Origin of the sequence: Desemzia sp. FAM 23988 (assembly GCF_045528365.1) — a bacterium.
In the GTDB taxonomy this organism is placed as follows: Bacteria; Bacillota; Bacilli; order Lactobacillales; family Carnobacteriaceae; genus Desemzia.
Genome location: NZ_JBGQQS010000013.1, coordinates 1 through 19,447, shown reverse-complemented (window position 1 = coordinate 19,447; position 19,447 = coordinate 1). Strand labels below are relative to the sequence as shown.

The 19,447-nt window shown below is 36.6% G+C and carries 14 protein-coding genes; 2 read left to right on the top strand and 12 right to left on the bottom strand.

Annotated features, from left to right (window positions below; translation table 11 throughout):
• Window positions 1-72 precede the first annotated feature (72 nt).
• Complete coding sequence (locus ACEN4L_RS08465; protein WP_407096918.1) at window positions 73-1,512, bottom strand: PTS mannitol transporter subunit IICB; 1,440 nt, start codon at window positions 1,510-1,512, stop codon at window positions 73-75.
• A gap of 388 nt (window positions 1,513-1,900) precedes the next feature.
• Here ACEN4L_RS08465 and glmS point away from each other — a divergent pair, with 388 nt between their 5' ends.
• A complete protein-coding gene (gene glmS, locus ACEN4L_RS08460) occupies window positions 1,901-3,709 on the top strand; it encodes a glutamine--fructose-6-phosphate transaminase (isomerizing) (protein ID WP_407096917.1) in 1,809 nt (602 codons plus the stop codon).
• A gap of 160 nt (window positions 3,710-3,869) precedes the next feature.
• A complete protein-coding gene (locus ACEN4L_RS08455) occupies window positions 3,870-4,826 on the top strand; it encodes a YsnF/AvaK domain-containing protein (protein ID WP_407096916.1) in 957 nt (318 codons plus the stop codon).
• A gap of 116 nt (window positions 4,827-4,942) precedes the next feature.
• Here the strand turns inward: ACEN4L_RS08455 and ACEN4L_RS08450 are convergent, their stop codons facing one another.
• From ACEN4L_RS08450 to ACEN4L_RS08400, 11 genes are all read right to left on the bottom strand, one after another.
• Window positions 4,943-5,452: a lipopolysaccharide assembly protein LapA domain-containing protein gene (locus tag ACEN4L_RS08450; RefSeq protein ID WP_407096915.1), complete on the bottom strand. Its 510-nt coding sequence runs from the start codon at window positions 5,450-5,452 to the stop codon at window positions 4,943-4,945.
• Between the two features lie 50 nt (window positions 5,453-5,502).
• Window positions 5,503-5,892: a YtxH domain-containing protein gene (locus tag ACEN4L_RS08445; protein ID WP_407096914.1), complete on the bottom strand. Its 390-nt coding sequence runs from the start codon at window positions 5,890-5,892 to the stop codon at window positions 5,503-5,505.
• Between the two features lie 185 nt (window positions 5,893-6,077).
• Window positions 6,078-6,266, bottom strand: coding sequence for a hypothetical protein (locus ACEN4L_RS08440; RefSeq protein WP_407096913.1), 189 nt, complete (start codon window positions 6,264-6,266; stop codon window positions 6,078-6,080).
• Between the two features lie 372 nt (window positions 6,267-6,638).
• A complete protein-coding gene (locus ACEN4L_RS08435; RefSeq protein WP_407096912.1) occupies window positions 6,639-7,451 on the bottom strand; it encodes an SGNH/GDSL hydrolase family protein in 813 nt (270 codons plus the stop codon).
• A gap of 427 nt (window positions 7,452-7,878) precedes the next feature.
• Window positions 7,879-8,775 carry a UTP--glucose-1-phosphate uridylyltransferase GalU gene (gene galU, locus ACEN4L_RS08430; protein WP_407096911.1) on the bottom strand — a complete coding sequence of 299 codons (897 nt, stop codon included), beginning with the start codon at window positions 8,773-8,775 and terminating at the stop codon, window positions 7,879-7,881.
• Window positions 8,776-8,897: 122 nt separating this feature from the next.
• Window positions 8,898-9,665 carry a tyrosine-protein phosphatase gene (locus tag ACEN4L_RS08425; protein WP_407096910.1) on the bottom strand — a complete coding sequence of 256 codons (768 nt, stop codon included), beginning with the start codon at window positions 9,663-9,665 and terminating at the stop codon, window positions 8,898-8,900.
• A 145-nt stretch (window positions 9,666-9,810) separates the two neighbouring features.
• Window positions 9,811-12,180 (bottom strand): phosphoketolase, encoded by a 2,370-nt coding sequence (locus tag ACEN4L_RS08420; protein ID WP_407096909.1) that lies wholly within the window; start codon window positions 12,178-12,180, stop codon window positions 9,811-9,813.
• A gap of 127 nt (window positions 12,181-12,307) precedes the next feature.
• Window positions 12,308-13,375: a glycosyltransferase gene (locus ACEN4L_RS08415; RefSeq protein ID WP_407096908.1), complete on the bottom strand. Its 1,068-nt coding sequence runs from the start codon at window positions 13,373-13,375 to the stop codon at window positions 12,308-12,310.
• A 77-nt stretch (window positions 13,376-13,452) separates the two neighbouring features.
• Entirely contained in the window at window positions 13,453-14,619 is a 1,167-nt protein-coding gene (locus ACEN4L_RS08410) for a nucleotide sugar dehydrogenase (protein ID WP_407096907.1), read from the bottom strand.
• 135 nt (window positions 14,620-14,754) lie between these two features.
• Window positions 14,755-15,726, bottom strand: coding sequence for an LCP family protein (locus ACEN4L_RS08405; protein WP_407096906.1), 972 nt, complete (start codon window positions 15,724-15,726; stop codon window positions 14,755-14,757).
• Between the two features lie 153 nt (window positions 15,727-15,879).
• Entirely contained in the window at window positions 15,880-18,999 is a 3,120-nt protein-coding gene (locus ACEN4L_RS08400) for a GW dipeptide domain-containing protein (RefSeq protein ID WP_407096905.1), read from the bottom strand.
• Window positions 19,000-19,447: the final 448 nt, after the last annotated feature.

Here is a 19,447-nt window from a genome sequence, read left to right as displayed (position 1 = left end):
AATCAATAAACAGGAAAGCAGTGTAAGATAAATTACACCACTTTCCTTATTAAATTTTTATGAATGGTTCAATTATTGTTCTTTCAAACGATTCACAACTTCATCGTACTTAGGACTGCTTAAGAAGTTATCTACAGACACATGAGTTGCCCCAGGAGTTTTCTGAGAAGCTCGGTCCGTTAATTCTTCTTGTGTAATAACCAGTAACCCTTCTTCATCTTGCAAGTTGCTGATAGAAGAATTTGTAACAGGAATGTCTAATCCCGCTTCTTTGACTTTTTTACGCATTAGAGAAGCTCCCATTGCACTTGAACCCATTCCTGCATCACAAGCAAAAATAATTTTAGACACTGCTGAATCACTCACGTTGCTCACTGAAGTTGTTACAGGAGCTGTAACAGATTGACCTTTTGATTGTGACTTAAGATTTTGAGATTCTTGAACTTTAGCGTCAAATTCTTCATCTGAATCTTTTACTTTAGTTGTTTTCAATATCAAAGCGGCTACTGCAAAGGAAACTATTGCACCTGCAAGCACCCCTAGAATAACGCCTATGTGACTGCCTCTAGCCGTCATCCCTAAAATTGCAAAGATTGAACCAGGAGATGCAGCTGCAACTAAGCCTGAACCCATGAGTACATTTGTAAAGGTACCAGCGATCCCACCAGCAATAACAGCTAAGAACAATAATGGATTCATCAATACGTATGGGAAGTAAATTTCATGAATCCCACCAACAAAATGAATAACTGATGCTCCAACAGCAGAAGATCTAGATGAACCTTTACCAAAAACCATGTACGCTGCTAAAATACCTAAACCAGGACCAGGATTAGCTTCTAATAAGAATAGAATCGATTTGCCTGCTTCGGCAGCTTGTTCAATACCCAATGGTGTCAAAATACCATGGTTGATAGCGTTATTTAAGAACAAAATTTTTGCTGGTTCAATAAAGATATTTGCTAATGGAAGCAAACCAGCATTCATGATCCACGCTACGCCTTGACCCATAATATCTGTCAAGGTTTGAACAAATGGTCCAACAATATAGAAGGCAATGACTGCCATGATAAAACCAATAATACCGCTTGAGAAGTTGTTGACCAACATTTCCAGTCCCGTTTTAATTTTGTCTCCAAAGACTTGATCAAATTTCTTGATTAAATAACCGCCTAATGGACCAAGAGCCATAGCTCCAATCAACATAGGTACTTCTGAACCCATGATGACACCAAATGTAGCGATCGTTCCGACTACTGCTCCACGTTGACCATATACGTTATACCCACCTTGATAAGCAATCAATGATGGCAATAAGAATTTCAACATTGGATCTACAATAGTGGCCAATTGTTCATTTGGTAGATAACCGTCTCCGATAAATAAGGCAGTAATAATCCCCCATGCAATAAAAGCGCCAATATTCGGCATCACCATCCCACTTAAAGCACTACCAAACTTTTGAACGGCCGACTTTCTTCCTGTATTTGACTTTGATACTGTTTGTTCCACGACATTTCCTCCTTTAAATAATATTCCTTTTCTCATGTAAAAGCTTACAATTTATTGAACGCGTTTTCAATGCATCCTACTGTCAACTTTGTCACGCCCGTTTGTGTCAAGAGTGTGTTTACTATATACGCTGACAGCACTACTGTTTTTAGAGTGCCTATTTGCCTCCGCGCATTTCGTATAGACCAATTTTTAAATAAAAATAAAACAATTCATTGACATCTTTTTGCTAGTGCTGTACTATTTAGTTGTTCTCGTTGCCAAGCGTTCCTGATATTGTCTATACCAATTAAATAAACTGATTAATATCGTACGTTTTACGAGCTGGTTGGCATCTACTACACGCAAGTTAAAAATTAAAAAATACCATAGAAAGTTGGAATAATGAATGTGCGGAATTGTAGGATATATCGGAAATAAAGATGCAAAAGAAATTTTGTTAAATGGTTTAGATACTTTAGAGTATCGCGGGTATGATTCAGCAGGAATCTACGTGATGGATGATCAAAAAACGGGTCATTTATTTAAAGAAAAAGGACGTATTGCTGCTTTACGAGATAAAGTGGATGAATCTGTTTCGGCTTTTTCAGGGATCGGCCACACACGTTGGGCAACTCACGGAGTTCCAAGTGTAGACAACGCTCACCCGCATCAATCAAACAGTGGTCGTTTTTCTATCGTTCACAACGGTGTTATCGAAAACTTTACAGAAGTACGCGATGCTTACTTAACTAATGTTCCATTACACAGTGATACAGATACTGAGATCATCGTTCAATTGATTGCTTGGTTTGCTGAATCTGAAGGATTAGATACAATGGATGCTTTTAAAAAAGCTATCGTTACTTTAAAAGGTTCATATGCTTTAGCATTAGTAGATAACGAAAATCCAGATGTGATTTATGCAGCAAAAAACAAAAGCCCTTTACTATTAGGTACTGGTGATGGATTTAATGTGATTTGTAGTGATGCAATGGCTATGATTCGTGAAACGAATCAATTCATCGAGCTGATGGACGGTGAAGTAGCTACATTATCAAATGAAGGCATTCAGATCGAAGATTTATCTGGTGAAGTGATCGAACGCGATTCTTATACCGCACATTTAGACGCAAATGATTTAGGTAAAGGCACTTACCCATACTACATGGCGAAAGAAATCGACGAACAACCAGCTGTTATGCGGAAAATTGTCCAAAACTACCAAAATGAAGCCGGCAAATTAGAAATGGATTCTGAAATTTTGGAGGCTGTTTTAGCTAGTGACCGTATTTATATCGTAGCTTGTGGTACAAGTTACAATGCGGGATGGGCAGGAAAACAATTGCTTGAAAAAATGACTCAAATTCCTACAGAAGTGCATTTATCAAGCGAATTCGGCTACAATATGCCGTTATTAACTGAAAAACCATTCTTTATCTTCTTATCACAAAGTGGCGAAACGGCTGATAGTCGTCAAGTATTAGTCCAAGTAAACGAAATGGGTTACCCATCTCTAACACTTACTAACGTACCTGGCTCTACTCTTTCTCGCGAAGCACAATTTACATTATTGTTGCACGCTGGTCCAGAAATTGCTGTTGCTTCTACTAAAGCCTATACAGCGCAAATTGCGGTGCTATCTATTTTGGCTGAATTAGTGGCCAAAGCTAAGGGATTGCCTATCGAAATCGATATTGCTCACGAAATTGGGATCGTAGCCAATGCTATTGAATCCGTTATTGATGACAAAGAAATTTTTGAACAGCTTTCTTTAACTCATTTGAGTATCAGCCGTAATGCATTCTATATTGGACGCGGTGTTGATTACTACCTGGTTATGGAAGCTGCCTTAAAATTGAAAGAAGTTTCTTATGTTCAAACAGAAGGCTTTGCGGCTGGAGAATTGAAACATGGAACGATTGCTTTGATTGAAGAAGGCACTCCTGTTATTTCGATCATTACAGACGGAAAAACGGCTGGGCACACACGCGGAAATTCACATGAAGTTATTTCTCGTGGAGCTCACAGTATGATCATTGCTATGGAAGGCTTAGAACAAGCTGGCGATGCTTATGTATTACCAAAAGTTCATGAATTATTGACTCCTCTCGTGAGTGTCATCCCGACTCAATTGATTGCATACTACACTAGCTTGCACCGTGGTAATGATGTAGACAAACCAAGAAACTTGGCTAAGAGCGTTACCGTTGAATAATGTTTCGATAAAGCTTCTGCATAAACGATGAATATCGTCTATGTGGAAGCTTTTTCCTTAGTTTTATCTTCATCAAATCATATCATTAGCCAAATGTGTCGAAAATTTGTACAATGTAGTTGTATCAAATAGCCAAGAAGAAATAAGGAGGAAATCAATAATGAGCAAATTTGTAGAAGGAAGTTATTTATCTATAGAAGAAGCACAAAAAGCAATTGACGTCTTAGTTTCTCGAGGGTATGCAGAAAATGATATTACATTAGTCACTAATTCATCTGTTAAAGATTCTATTTCAATGGACACAGATGTAGATGTGACCACGAATTATGATGGAGCAACAGATAACGATGACGACAAATCGATGTGGGATAAAATCAAAGATGTCTTTACTGTAGACACTTATGATGAAACTTCTTACGACTCTCCCGATTACAATCGTGATGACGATGTTTTATATAACTACAAAGAAGACATTGATAACGGAAATATCATTGTGCTAGTAGATGGTGACCCTAACATGGGTGCAGATAATGTAAATACTACTGACGCAGATACATTAGATACTTCAAGCCCTACCGCAGTACCGCCAGTAATTGATCCTACTCCATTGCCTGGAGAAGGTATTATGCCTGATCCTGCTTTAACTCCGGGAGATAATGTAGTGGCTGATCCGGATCCAGTTCCTGAGGTTGATCCAACTCTAACAGATCATTCAGTAGATGATACGGATAAAATCACTCTACAAGAAGAAAGATTAGACGTAGATACAAATGAAGTTCAAACTGGTGAAGTTAATATTAAGAAAAACGTTACTGAAGAAACAAAAACAGTAGAAGTACCTGTAAAACATGAGGAAGTAACGATTGAAAAACGACCTGTTACTGGTAATGAACCAGCTGATGGAGTCCTAGGTGATGAAGAAGAAATTACTATTCCTATTACAGAAGAACAAATTGAAGTAACGAAACGTCCAGTAGTTACAGATGAAGTTGTTGTAAACAAAGAAACTAAAGAAGAAACTAAAGAAGTATCTGAAACACTTCGTAAAGAAGATCTAGACGTCGATACTCAAGGTGATGTCACTGTTGATAATGATGATGACTTAAAAAGATCTTAAGCCGATTAGATGGTAAAGAAAAAGTAGGACGAATTCGTCCTACTTTTTTTCTGTTGATAAAAAAGCTCACCATACAAGTCAATCGCAAGATGATTTTGTATGATGAGTTTTTCTATTTATTTTCTTTTATCGCTTGGTTCTACTTGCACTTCAGTCGACTGTTTTTCTGTTCGAGTAATAGGAGCTTCAACAGGTTGATGCTGTGTACTCGTTTCCATACCTGAAGTGGAATGATTCGGTAAATGCCTATTCAGTTCATCCTCAAGACTATCTATTTGTTTCTTCAAACCTTCGATCTCAGCATTTTTTCTGATCAGCTCAGATTCTGATTCTCTTTTAGCTTGTACTACAGCCTCTTCTTTTGTCTTATCTGCTATTCTTACTTTGTCATCTTGATCTCTTAGCTTTTCGTCTTTTTCTTTTAGAGTCTCTTTGTTTTTTCTTTCTTTTGAAAGAGCCATCAGCCATGCTGCAACCAAACCTATCACCAAAAACCCTACCATGACTGCCCATAAAGGAACAGTCATTTCCGTAAATCCTATGTTCAGTTGCAAAGTGGCATCAATGTTCAAGAAAATCAATGCTGCAGCCAATAAAAGCAATATGATACTTATAGCTAGTCCCATTTTTTTCCTCCTTCATTAATCATCCTTAATGAATTCGATAAAAAGCCAACTTAATCTTGAGGATTTTGTACCGTTGCATCAGCTTCAGCTTTGCCTTGTTCAGCTTCATTCTTTACTTCTTCAGCTGTTTCTTTGGCAGTATCTTTAGCATCCTCTGCATCACTTTTTACTTGATCAGCAGTATCTTGCACTTGGCCTTTTACTTCTTCATAGCCGTCTTTTAGTGTTACACGAATATCATCTGAAGCATCTTTAGCTACTTGTTGTAAATCAGCACCTTTTTCTTTTGCCATATCCGCATATCCTTTGGCAGTCCCCATTGCTTCTTCTCTTTTTTTCATTAAATCTTTTCTTAACTCTTCTCCAGATTTTGGAGCAAATAACAATCCTAGAGCTGCCCCGATTGCTGCTCCTTTTAAAAATGCGCCTGCTTTTGTCATACGATTTCCTCTTTTCTATTCATTTTTAATTGCTTTATAAATTTATTATACGCTATTCTTTCGTTTTGCTAAACAATAACGCCTGTAAAATTGGATTCACGTCAATTCAATCATTTTTGAAACAGAAAAAGCTTAGATCAGTACCACCAATACAGATCTAAGCTTTATTATTTTAATTGTTTAAGTTAGAGTCCAAATCCTTTGAAACCACTATCGCCTATTGCATTTTTAGCTGCATCCATCAGTTCTTGGCGTTCTTTTTCATTGATTTCTCCGTCTTCCTTAGCCCGTTGAAAATCTTTCATTAAATCACCAATCTGCGCTTTATCAACATTCTTAAGTTTTTGTTTCAAATCATCAAATTTTTGACTCATTCTATTTAGCCTCCTCAATGACTTTTACTATACTCTAAGAATAAGAAAAATCGAGTAAAATGGCAAATGATATGCTTGTAGTCCCTCATTGAAAGATGCTTTGAACTTATCTAGCTGACAACTGATTATTTTTTATAGTTTATATTAGCATCATATTTTTTTGATTGACTGATGATCATATCACTCACTAATTTTTCCGCTGAATCAAATAACCAAATCCGTTCTTTATCAGCAAACCTCCAGCTTGTTGTTTATCTATATTTTTCACTACTTTTTCACTTGGTTCACATCTAATTTTATTTTTAGGTCTCCTCTAGTTGTATCCTCTATTTTGTATTGGCTATACAAAAAACTTCATCTAGCAACTACTGTTTACAACCCACTCACCGGAACACTCAACTTCTCTACCATTACATCAAACCACAACTGATAACCATCGCCATTCGGATGGACATGATCATCCAGAATAGCCTCTACAGCTACATGCTCTTCTTCTAATTCTGTCTGCATCAATTGATAGATATCGATTAAAGGCCAATTTTGTTCGGTAATAAACGTAGCGATTTCTTTATTGTACTGATCATAAGTTATTTTCCCGTCTGCAAGGAGTACATCATTATAGATCGTAGGATTGGCTGTCGTGAAAATAACCAATGTATCCGGCAGTTCTCTAGTAAAAGCCTCCATGATCCACTGGATATCGGCTTTTGTTTGAACAAGAGTATTTTGCGGATAACGATTATTATTGATTAAACACAACTCAAAAATAATCATGTCTGGTTCTTCTTCAATAACCGGCACAATTTTGTTGTTTTGTATCAGGTCCGAAGTACTGTAGCCGCTATAGCCATGATTCTGCACATTCACGTTGATCTCGCTATAAGCATTCAAATGCTGTTCAAGCAATCTGCCCCATACAGGCTGGGTCTCAGTTGCCCCTAACCCCTTTGTCACACTGCTGCCTAAAACTACTACATTCATTATTCCATCTCTTTGGGATACGAACCTAGCTCGATCTAATATACTTTCTCGCTGATAAGCATCTGAATTGACATAATTAGCCGTCATTGCTGCTTGTTTCCGGTCATTCCGGCTCAGTATATAAATACTGACTACGAATCCTAGCACCAGTATCACAACTCCGACCATATACCATTTTTTTCTGCTCTTACTTAAACCCCTCATTCGTGAAGCTCCTTATATACTATTCAAGTACGTCCAAAAATTCTTTATCTGCAGTATAACACAGAATATCATTCTCAGCAGAATCAATCATTCAAAAAAAAGCTGACTCTTTATTTATAAAAGAGTCAGCTGTTCCATTGTTTTTTATGGTTCTATATCATTTGACATTGGTAAGTGAAAAAAAATTAATTCTAAACCGTTAAAAACTCATTCCTAGGATTTTTTGGAGGAATACGGGGTTGCTTATAGCCATGAAAGAGGATGCAATGGGAATTACTTAGCGTTAGGCTTTAGCCGTTACGCTAAGTTTGACGCTTGCAAGCCTTGAGACGCGTTTCCGGCTCAAGGCGTTCCCATGGCTCTCCATAAGCAACCCCGTAGACCGGAGAAAATTTCTTTACCAACGCTAGAAGATGAAGATCTTTTTTTATTTCTTCTTCGTGCTTTTACTTTCCAATTCTTTCCCTAATTCAATAATGTATTGAGCTAAATCGTCTTTGATTTGCGGGTGAGTTAGTCCATATTGAATGCTTGTCTGCATGAAGCCGAATTTATCCCCGACATCATATCGTTTTCCAGTAAAAACATGCGCAAAAACCCGTTGTGTCGTATTTAACTTATCAATCGCATCCGTTAATTGGATTTCGTCCCCAGCACCTGGTTCTTGATTTTCAAGTATAGTAAATATCTCTGGTGTTAATAAGTAACGTCCGATAATCGCTAAATTACTAGGAGCCTCTTCTGGTGCAGGTTTTTCAACAAATTGACGTACGTTATACAGCTTTTCGCTGATTTGACGTTCTGGATCAATGATGCCGTATTTAGAAGTATCTTCTTTAGGTATCTCCATTACAGCGATATTGGAAGCTTTATTTTTATTGTATTCATTGATCAATTGTTTCGTCAAGGGTTCTTTATCAATCATCAGATCATCCCCCAACATAACAACAAATGGTTCATCTCCAACAAAAGCTTTAGCATGCAACACTGCATCCCCTAAACCTTTAGGATAAGATTGACGAATGAAATGCAACTTGATTTTTGTCGTTTCTTCAACCAGCTTTAACAACTCAAGTTTATTTTTTTCTTTTAGATTTTCTTCCAATTCAATATTGGAATCAAAGTGGTCCTCAATCGAGCGTTTGCTTTTACCAGTCACCACTAAGATTTCTTCGATTCCTGATTGAATCGCTTCTTCCACAATAAATTGGATCGTTGGCTTGTCTACGATCGGCAGCATTTCTTTTGCCATCGCTTTTGTAGCAGGTAAAAATCTTGTCCCTAATCCTGCTGCAGGAATAACCGCTTTTCTTACTTTTTTCATTTCTTTCCTCCTAGATTACTTTTTTAAATGACTTATTCATTCATAAGACTCTCTACAAGTATACTAAATCCAAACACCTTTTCCTAGTATAATTGGTCTACTCACCAAGCCTAAAAACGCTGCTAGAATAATCCAAATAATTTACTTCGTTTGATTTTCATTGGAGTCGGAGGGACAATAACTTCTCCATTTACCAAATCCTTCGTGACTTGTTGATATTCTTCTACTTTATTCGGACCATATTCTTTTTCCAACTTCTCGAAGGCTGCTTTCATATGGAATGAACGTTTATTGATATTGTGCGCATCTGAAGCGATGAAATGTACGAGATTAGCCTCAATCAGCTTTTTGCTGACTTGTTGGATGTCTTTCCCGAATCCACCCGTATAACTTGCTGCTGTTAATTGAGCTAAGGCTCCTTTTTCGATAAACGGCATTAAAACATTCGGGTCTTTTAGTACGGCATGGTTCCGCTCAGGATGTACAATCACTGGTGTCACACCTGAACGCTGCAATTCAAAGAACAAGGTTTCTGTATATGCAGGAATCGACGGTGTGGGAAATTCAATCAGCACATATTGATTGCTTTCATCAATAAACTGAACATTTCCCATTTCAATATCTTCCATAAGTTCACCGGTGATGCGAACTTCTTGTCCCGGAAAGAGGGTCAACGGGATACCTCTTGCATCCAACTCTTCTTGTACTTCTTCTACTAAAGGCAAAATATCTGGTTTCTCATTATCCCAATGTCCATTCTTGTAATGAGGGGTAGCCAAAATGTGAGTGATCCCTTCTTCCACAGCTGTTCTTGCCATATCCATGGAATCTTCGATCGTTTTAGCTCCATCATCAATGCCAGGTAAAATATGGCAATGCAAATCAATCATGTAAAACACTCCTTCATTTTCTATCAGAACAAGGCGATTTCTCTTCTATTTATTATAGCGAACTTCTAACCACATGGCTAGTAGCGAATTGACAACGTAAAAAGTCCCCACCCATCAGTGAGGACTCATTCTATTTGATTTCTATTTAACTATTTTTCCATTTCCATTCTGTTACTTCCGGTATATCTTTACCTTCTTCACGAATGTAATCATGATGTTTTTGCAGCAACTCATCCATTTCTTTTGTAAAGCCATCTGAAGTCCAACCAAGACCAACTGAAGCGATGGATTTAGCTAATGTGAAACGGTCCATTTTATTTAATACACGCATATCAAACGGAGTGGTGACTTCTCCATTTTCGCGATAGCCATGTACCGTCAAATTACGATTGTGCCGATCGAAAAACATATCTCGAATCAATCCCTCGTAACCGTGATAAGCAAAAACAATTGGAGTATCTTTGGTAAAATACCCATCAAAGTCTTTATCACTTAGCCCATGCGCCGCTTTACGTTGACTACGTAAAATGAGCAGATCCACCACATTAATAAAGCGGATTTTTAATTTAGGGAAATGTTCCCGTAAAATGGAGACTGCTGCTAAAGCTTCTAAATTTGATTCTGTACCAGCAGCTGCCACTACTACATCCGGCTCGCCATCTTTATCACTACTAGCCCAGTCGATGACTTTCAGACCTTTGTCTGCTAATTCTTCAGCTTCTTCCATACTATAAAATTGTGGACGAGGGTGTTTGCTGGAAACGATTAAATTGATTTTTTGCTCTGATTGAAATACTTTATCCATGACAGCAAGCAATGAGTTTGCATCCGCTGGCAAATATTCTCGAATAAATTCAGCTTTCTTTTCCGCTAAATGGGTGAGAATTCCAGGATCTTGATGTGTATAGCCATTATGATCTTGCTGAAAAACGGTTGAGGAAGCCATGATATTTAAAGAAGAATATTTTTTGCGCCATGGGAGTTCATTAGCCTTACGCAGCCATTTGAAATGCTGTGTCAGCATCGAATCAACAACACGTAAGAACCCTTCATAGCTGACAAAAAATCCATGCCTGCCGGTTAAAACATATCCTTCTAACCAACCTTCTGCTTGATTTTCGGATAATTGAGAATCAATGACTCTTCCAGTTGCAGATTGAAATTCATCTTGTGGTTCTTTGATCGACTCCATCCACTGGCGATTAGTAACTTCAAATACACGATTCAACCGATTAGATTTCATTTCATCTGTACTAAATACTCGGAAATTAGAAGGATTTTTTGTCACGATATCCCGTACAAAACTTCCAAACTCCGTCATATCTTGCGCATCTTCAGATCCCGGTTCCTGAATGTCCAGCACATAATTCCGCCAGTCGGGTAATTGTAACGATTGAGGGTCAATTCCTCCATTGGCGATAGGATTCATAGCCATTCGGCGTTCTCTTTTTGGAGCTATTTCTTTAATTTTTGGAACCAAAGCTCCATTTTCATCAAATAACTCTTCAGGACGATACGATTTGAGCCAGTCGACTAACGCATCCATGTGCTCAGTATCTTCTTGGTCTACAGGTATAGGGATTTGGTGGGAACGAAATGACCCTTCAATAGGTTCTGCATCCCATTCTACAGGACCAGTCCATCCTTTAGGGGTACGCACGATCAACACAGGCCATTTAGGCATTTTAGCTTCTTCAGCACTATTTTCACGAGCGGTATCTTGAATCGTTTGTATTTTTTCAACCACTAAATCCAGTTTTTCTGCCATTTGAGAATGAACCTTTTCTGCATCAGTACCTTCTACAAAAATAGGATCCCAATCCATTCCTTCAAAATAAGCTGTCAGCTCTTCATCTGTTTTCCTGGAAAGAATCGTTGGATTGGCAATCTTATATTCATTCAAATGCAGTATAGGCAATACTGCTCCATCCGTTACAGGGTTAATAAATACATTCGAAAACCACGAAGTAGCTAAAGCTCCCGTTTCTGCTTCACCATCTCCGATCGTAACTGCTGCAATAACATCTGGATTATCTAGAATCGATCCTACCGCATGCGACATCGAATATCCCAATTCTCCACCTTCGTGAATAGATCCAGGTGTTTCTGGAGCCGCATGTGACCCCACCCCTCCTGGGAAAGAAAATTGTTTAAACAACTTCTGCATACCGATCTCATCTTCTGTGATGTCGGAATAGATTTCTGTATAACTGCCATCTAGATAGGCATTGGAAATCATCACTTGACCTCCATGTCCTGGTCCTTCAATAAAGAACATGTTTAAATCATATTTATTGATGACACGATTCAAATGAGCATAAATCATATTTTGTCCGGGAATCGTTCCCCAGTGGCCGATTGGATTAGCTTTTAAATCGTTTGCTTTTAAAGGACGCTTTAACAGAGGATTATCTTTCAAATACAATTGCCCTACAGAAAGATAGTTCGCTGCTCGCCACCAAGCATCTACTTTATTCAAATACTCTTTTGAAGAATAATCTGCTGAATTCGTCATAGTAAAGGCTCCTTTTCTTTTTTCTATGCCCTTACTATAACGTTTTTACTTCTCTAGATACAATTAATTGAAACGATAGCAAACAAAAAAAAGCCTCGGTAGAGTAGATATACCCCACCAAAGCTGTTTAATTCAATCCTAACATGTCCACTACTTTATCTTGTTGGTTAGTGTAACGGTTCAGTCTTTCAAATGAAATCTTTCGGTCCGCTATGGCTTCCAGTTCCATAATATCCAAAGACCCTAAATCGCTCTCTTTGATAGAGAGAGCTACATGATTATTTGTTAAGCACTGAATATTGTGTGAATCTTCCAGAACACTCTCCCGCTCAATCAACACCAATTTTTTATTCGCCGTAATGGCTTCAGAAATCGTTCCCCATCCTGCTTTAGCGATCACTATATCACTAGCTGCCAGATAATTGTGTGTATCTAATGTATCAACCGGCAATTTCACTACATGATCACTTCCAGTAACGGTTACTCCGCTAGTCGTAAAAATTGTTCCGCTGTAATTTTCAACGTGGATATTGTCTAAAGTTACAGCTTTACCACATGAAATAAAAATACTCGCTCCATAATATTGTTTAAGGTCGCTGATTTTTCTCCAATTTAACTCACGAGCCACAAAACCGATTTCTTTTTTAGGAGCGGCAATACTTTCCATTGGAAGTGCCAATGCGTATTCAATAAACTCATCAAAGTGAGTATAAGCTGCTTTAAAACGATCGATGATCTCTTGTTTTAAATAAAAGTATTCGTATTGTTCGACCCAAGTGAAGTTCGATAAACCAATTGTCCGTACGTTCAATTCTTTTCCGACTAGTGCTCCTATTGGACTGATATCACTGATTACACATTCTACTGTCCATGATTTCAAATGGTCGACTTCCTTGGCAACAATATCTTCCCATTTTCCAACGAAATCGATTAACTGTCGTTCTGTTTCTCTAGCATCAATCACTAGACTATTGTCTGTTGTTACTAGACCAACATCTGTCTGAAAATCATTAAATTGCATTCGGTTTTGGTATTTTGCTAAGTAATTTCTTGCAAAGTCATTTTGGTATTTTCCGCATACTAAGTAAACATGGTAATCCGTTTTCTCCATTACTTCTTCGATAACTGCTAAACTTCTCGTCATATGTCCAAATCCATGAGAGGATACATAAAAAACTACCCATTTTTGAGTCATTTGATTCCTCCAACATTCCATTTTTTTCGCAAAGAAAAGACTAATTTGTATTGTCTCACAAATTAGTCTAGTCAACCTTAATTATTGTGGTATAAATCTCTTGTATAAACTTTGTCTTCAACATCAGCTAATTCTTCAGTAACACGGTTTGTCACGATCACATCAGATATCTTTTTAAATTCTTCCAAGTCATTCACAACTCTTGAATGATAAAATTCAGCTTCTTTTAATACAGGTTCATAAACCACTACTTCAATTCCTTTAGCTTTAATCCGTTTCATAATTCCTTGAATCGAAGAAGCTCTAAAATTATCCGAATTTGTTTTCATCGTTAAGCGGTAAATCCCGACTACTTTAGGATCTTTAGCCACTACTTGTGAAGCTAAGAAATCTTTACGCGTTCTGTTCGCATCCACTATAGCACCAATGATATTATTTGGCACATCTTCATAGTTGGCCAATAATTGTTTGGTGTCTTTTGGCAAGCAGTAGCCGCCGTAACCAAATGAAGGATTGTTGTAGTGATCTCCAATACGTGGATCTAAGCCTACACCATTAATAATTGATTTAGTATCTAACCCTCTTACTTCAGCATACGTATCCAATTCATTAAAGTAAGCTACGCGTAGAGCTAAATAAGTATTTGAAAATAATTTCACCGCTTCAGCTTCTGTAGACTCCATGAATAGCACGTCGATGTCTTCCTTAATAGCTCCTTGAACCATTAAATCAGCAAAGGCTTTTGCTTTCTCCGTTTTAGCTCCTACAATGATTCTTGAAGGATACAAGTTATCATACAAAGCATTTCCTTCTCTTAAGAATTCAGGAGAAAAAACAACATTTTGCGTATGGTACTTTTCATTGATTTCTTTTGTATATCCTACAGGAATCGTTGATTTGATGATCATAGTCGCATTCGGCGCATATTCTAAGACATCTTCAATCACTACTTCCACTGCAGAAGTATCAAAATAGTTTTTCTTATCATCATAGTTTGTTGGTGCAGCGATCACCACCAATTCTGTTTCTTCGTATGCAAATTTTTTATCTGTTGTAGCTGTTAGATCCAACTCTTTAGTTATTAAGTATTCTTCGATCTCTTTATCCACGATAGGGGATTTTTTTTGGTTGATCAGTTCTACTTTTTCAGGAACGATTTCTAACGCACGCACGCGATTGTGTTGTGCCAATAAAACAGCGTTAGACAAACCAACGTATCCTAATCCTACTACAGTAATGTTCATTAATGTGCACTTCCTCTTTTGTTATCTATTCAATAATAATCTAATGTTAGCAAAAAAAATATGATAAAACAATTGTTTTTGACATTTGTCGCAAGAAAGTAAGAAAGTCCATGAACTCAATCATGGACTTTACTTCTACTCAATTTCAAGTTGCGTTTTAAGAGCACCTGAAACAGCAGCTAATTCACTATCATCGATAATGGCATAATAGATACCGTCGATTTTTGTTCCAGAACCTTCTAATTGAATTTGTTCAACGTTTGAAACAGCACCTCTATAATCATTGAAGATAGAGACCATGTTATCAAAAGTAAGGTTTGTCTGCATATTATTTTCCAGAGTTCCTAAAACTCCTTGGTAATTCATAATAGTAGATAATGAAGCTACTTTGCTCATTGCAGCCACAATAATCTGTCTTTGACGAGCTTGACGACCATAGTCGCCATTTGGATCATCGTAACGCATACGAGAATAAGCTAGCGCCGCATCTCCATCTAAGGTAGTTGTTTGACCTTCAACAAATGAGTACCCATCATAGTCAAATGACAAAGCAGGTGTAACTTGTACTCCGCCTAAAGTATCTACGATATCTTTTACCCCCTGCATATTGACTTCAACATAGTAGTCAATAGGTACACCCAGTAAGTTTTGTACTGTGTTCATAGACATAGATACGCCACCAAAAGCATATGCGTGATTGATTTTATCCATAGTACCTCGGCCAATAATTTCCGTATATGTATCTCTCGGTATACTTACAATAGATGTTTGATTGGTATTAGGATTCACTGTCATCACCATCATAGTGTCTGATCTGCCTTGTTCTGTTCGACCTAGATCTCCGGTATCCACCCCTAACAACAAGATAGAAAACGGTTCTTTATTTCCAACTTCAACCGGATCTTCTCGAAGTTCATTTTTGTCAACGTCTTGATAAATTTCATCTGTCGTGCTCGTTACATCACTATAAACTTTCCATACAAAAATACCAGCTGCTATAAGCAACACTAAAAAGATGATTCCGATAGAACAACCTAATTTTTTCATAAACGAAGGTTTCTTTTTCCCGCTTTTTTTATTTCGTATTTCTGATCTTGATTGTGACATTTCTTCACCTTTTCCTTGGCAATCTTATTAAATTGCCACAATAATTGACGATACTTTTCTATATTATTGTACCAATAGAAAAAAAAATTGCAATTGTATTTTTAATACAATTGCAATAAAAAATATGACTACGTATTTTTTACACATTTTGTTCTAATTGCTTAATGATTTCTTATCTACCCATCCAAAAGTTACTCCATCTAAAGAAATTAAAGCATATGCTCCTTTTTCTTTTACTACTTTAATTTGTCTTCCGATATAATCTGTCGTTTTTGCAATAGTTTTATATCCTCTAGTTCCCCAAGGTTTTGTATCAATTGAATAACCAGAACTTGAAATAGTAGCGCTATATGAAACTGGTTTAGATGATGAAACGTTAGTATCAACTGTATACGATTGGAGAGCTTTTTTATCTACCCAACCTAATACTTTACCATTCGATTCAACTAATGCATAAGCTCCTTTTTCTTTGGTTACGCTAACTGGGATACCTTTGTAATCAGTAGTTTTAGCAATAGTCTGATATCCTGTAGTTCCCCATGGTTTCGTATCAACTGAGTATCCTGATTTCAGAATAGCATTGTAAGAAACTGTTTTAGATGATGAAACATTAGTATCAACTGTATATGTTTGAACAGCTTTTTTATCTACCCATCCTAATAGTTCCCCATTAATAGAGATGAGTACATAGTTTCCATTATTAGTTTTTCTAATAACTTTAACTTCAGCGCCTACATAATCATTAGTTTTAGCAATTGTCTGATATCCAGCCGTTCCCCATGGCATGGTATCGATTGAGTAAGAAGTACTACCAATTGTAGCGTTATAAGAAACAGCTTGAGTTGAGGCTACGTTCGTTACAACTTCAAAAGTTCTTAGTGATTTTTTATCTACCCATCCTAGTAACTCTCCGTCATAAGAAATTAATACATAATTCTTATTATTAGTTTCTTTCACTACTTGAATTGTTCTTCCTAAATAATCCGAAGTACTGCTAAGTGTATGGTATCCACTTGTTCCCCATGGTTTTGTATCAACAGAAAATCCTGTTTTGCTTATAACTGCATTGTATAAAGTATCATGAGAAGAAGAAATATCTGTTTCAACATCATAAAACGCAATAGCTTTACTATCGATCCAGCCCAGCAACTCACCATTTAATGAAATTAATGAATAAGAACCGTTTTTAGCTTCTTTAACTACATCTACTTCTTGTCCAATATAATCAGTAGACTTAGCTATCGTTCTATAACCGGAAGTTCCCCAAGGTAAAGTATCTATTGAATAACCAGTTTTAGAAATCTCTGCCTTATAATCAACGGGTACAGAAGAATCCACATCTTTTATTTCTGAAGAAATTTCTAAAGCTTTTTTGTCTACCCATCCTAATACAGTTCCATTATATGAAATCAAAGCATACTTACTATTAGTTGTTTCTTTTATAACACGCACGCTAGAACCTAAATAAGTGTTTGTCTTATCTACCATTTGATAGCCGGGAGTTCCCCAAGGTTTTGTATCTATGGTATAGCCACTCAAAGAAACTAAAGCATCATACGAAACATTAATAGTATTTTCCACATCTGAATCTACGATTTTTGTATCGTATTGAGTTAAATTATATTGCTCTATATAATTGTTCACTTTGATATTATATTTTGTATCTGTTGCATATGTTCCAGTAAGATACTTAGTGGCATCTTGATAAGAATTTGTGTTTATTACCCATGCTCCAGAATAAAAATTAGAATTACTAGATAATCCGCCTCTAAGTAAATCAGCGTAATCCATCATTGATTCATAGTAAGAAGGATAGTCTCTAAAATTAGCTGTTATGTTAGAAATATTCCCATTAAGGTCTTCCCAAGTTCCCATAGGTACAGATTCACCATTATACGTTCCTTTGATTCCAAACAAATTATAGTAAGGAGGTAATGACAATAAACTTTTACCAAAATTACTTTCATGCGCTGCTTGCGAAATCATTACTGAAGCATATAGTTGTGGTTTACCATAAGCATTTGCTATTTCTACAGCGAAAGGAGCTATAAAATCTATAAATTCTTGATTGGTTTTAAAAGGACGAGGTTGTGCTTGATTATTCCCTTTATTATCTTCTAGATATTTGTTGTATGCCTCTTTAGTTACATTAATTTTCTGTCCTACACTAATTAAGTTTGCATTTTTTATTTGAGGATTCCACTGTAATACTTGACTTAAGGAAAGGTTAAAGGAATTTGCTATAGCTCCAAGTGAATCTCCAGACTGAACAGTATAAACTCCATTTATAGCAGATCGTGTAGAAACTGTGCTAGCTAGTGAAAAAGTTGACATTGTAGCCATTTTAGCTTTTGGTGCTTCTGCTTCGGGAGCAGCTTCTTTAACAGGTGTTTCTGCTGTTTTTTCTACTTTTGGAGTAGCTTCTTCAACAGGTGTCTCTTCTGGTTCTTCTACTTCTGGAGTAGCTTCTTCAACAGGTGTCTCTTCTGGTTCTTCTACTTCTGGAGTGGCTTCTTCAACAGGTGTCTCTTCTGGTTCTTCTACTTCTGGAGTGGCTTCTTCAACAGGTGTCTCTTCTGGTTCTTCTACTTCTGGAGTAGCTTCTTCAACAGGTGTCTCTTCTGGTTCTTCTACTTCTGGAACAGTTTCTTCAACAGGTCTCTCTACTGGTTCTTCTACTTCTGGAGTAGCTTCTTCAACAGGTGTTTCTACTGGTTCTTCTACTTCTGGAAAAGTTTCTTCTTTTAATTCAACATTTTCATTACTATTTGAATTTTCTAAATTTGATCCATTTTTAATTATCTCTAATTCTTGGAAATATTCAATAAATTGTAGCGTAGCTGCATATGTAATTTCCGAATTTTCTTTTATGAAAGCCTGTATAGTTGAATCATCAGTAAAATCTTTAATTTCCATTTCAAAATAGCCGTTTTCGTTCGCTTGACTTACATATTTGGTAATATCATTAATTACAAGCGTTACTTCACTATTATCTAAAGTATTGCCAGTTAAACTATATGTTTTTTCGTCAATCCTTGTAATTTTAACCTGACCAATTAAATCTTGAACCTCTTCCTTATTTTCATCGTCCATATTATAGGCTACTAATTCTTCAATAATAATTGAGTTATTCACTACTTCAATATTAATATTGCTACTATGCTCTATATTATTTGTTTCAACAGCATAAATGACATCTTGGTTGGTTGCTAATGACAGTAATATTCCACTTGACAAAGTAATAAACAGTTTTTTCTTATTATTATTTTTCAACTAACAATCCTCCATAACTAATTATAAAAGTAACACTGTTTAAGTATACCATACTGTTTATATTTAAAAAAAACAAACAACATTCTTCACTTATAAAAAGCCTATAAGATTCAAAATTTATTAACATTTGAATCTTATGAATATTGCATTCAAATAGAGCCATCTGTGCGGAAAAGTGAGCCAGTGGTTGCGGGGAATAGAGCCAGCTATTGCGGGTATGAGACCCACTCAAACTATATAGCTAAATAAAAAAAGAAACCTTCTGTATAATAATATTGCATGCCTAAAGGCATGACACTATATACAGGAGGTTTTTTTATGGTAAGCGCAAAATGAAACGGTATATAGATATAACAAATAACCCTTGCTACAATAGTTTTGTATTACAGTAAGGGTTATTTGCAGCTTTCTTGAACTTCTTTACTCCATGGTAATAGATTTTGAAGTA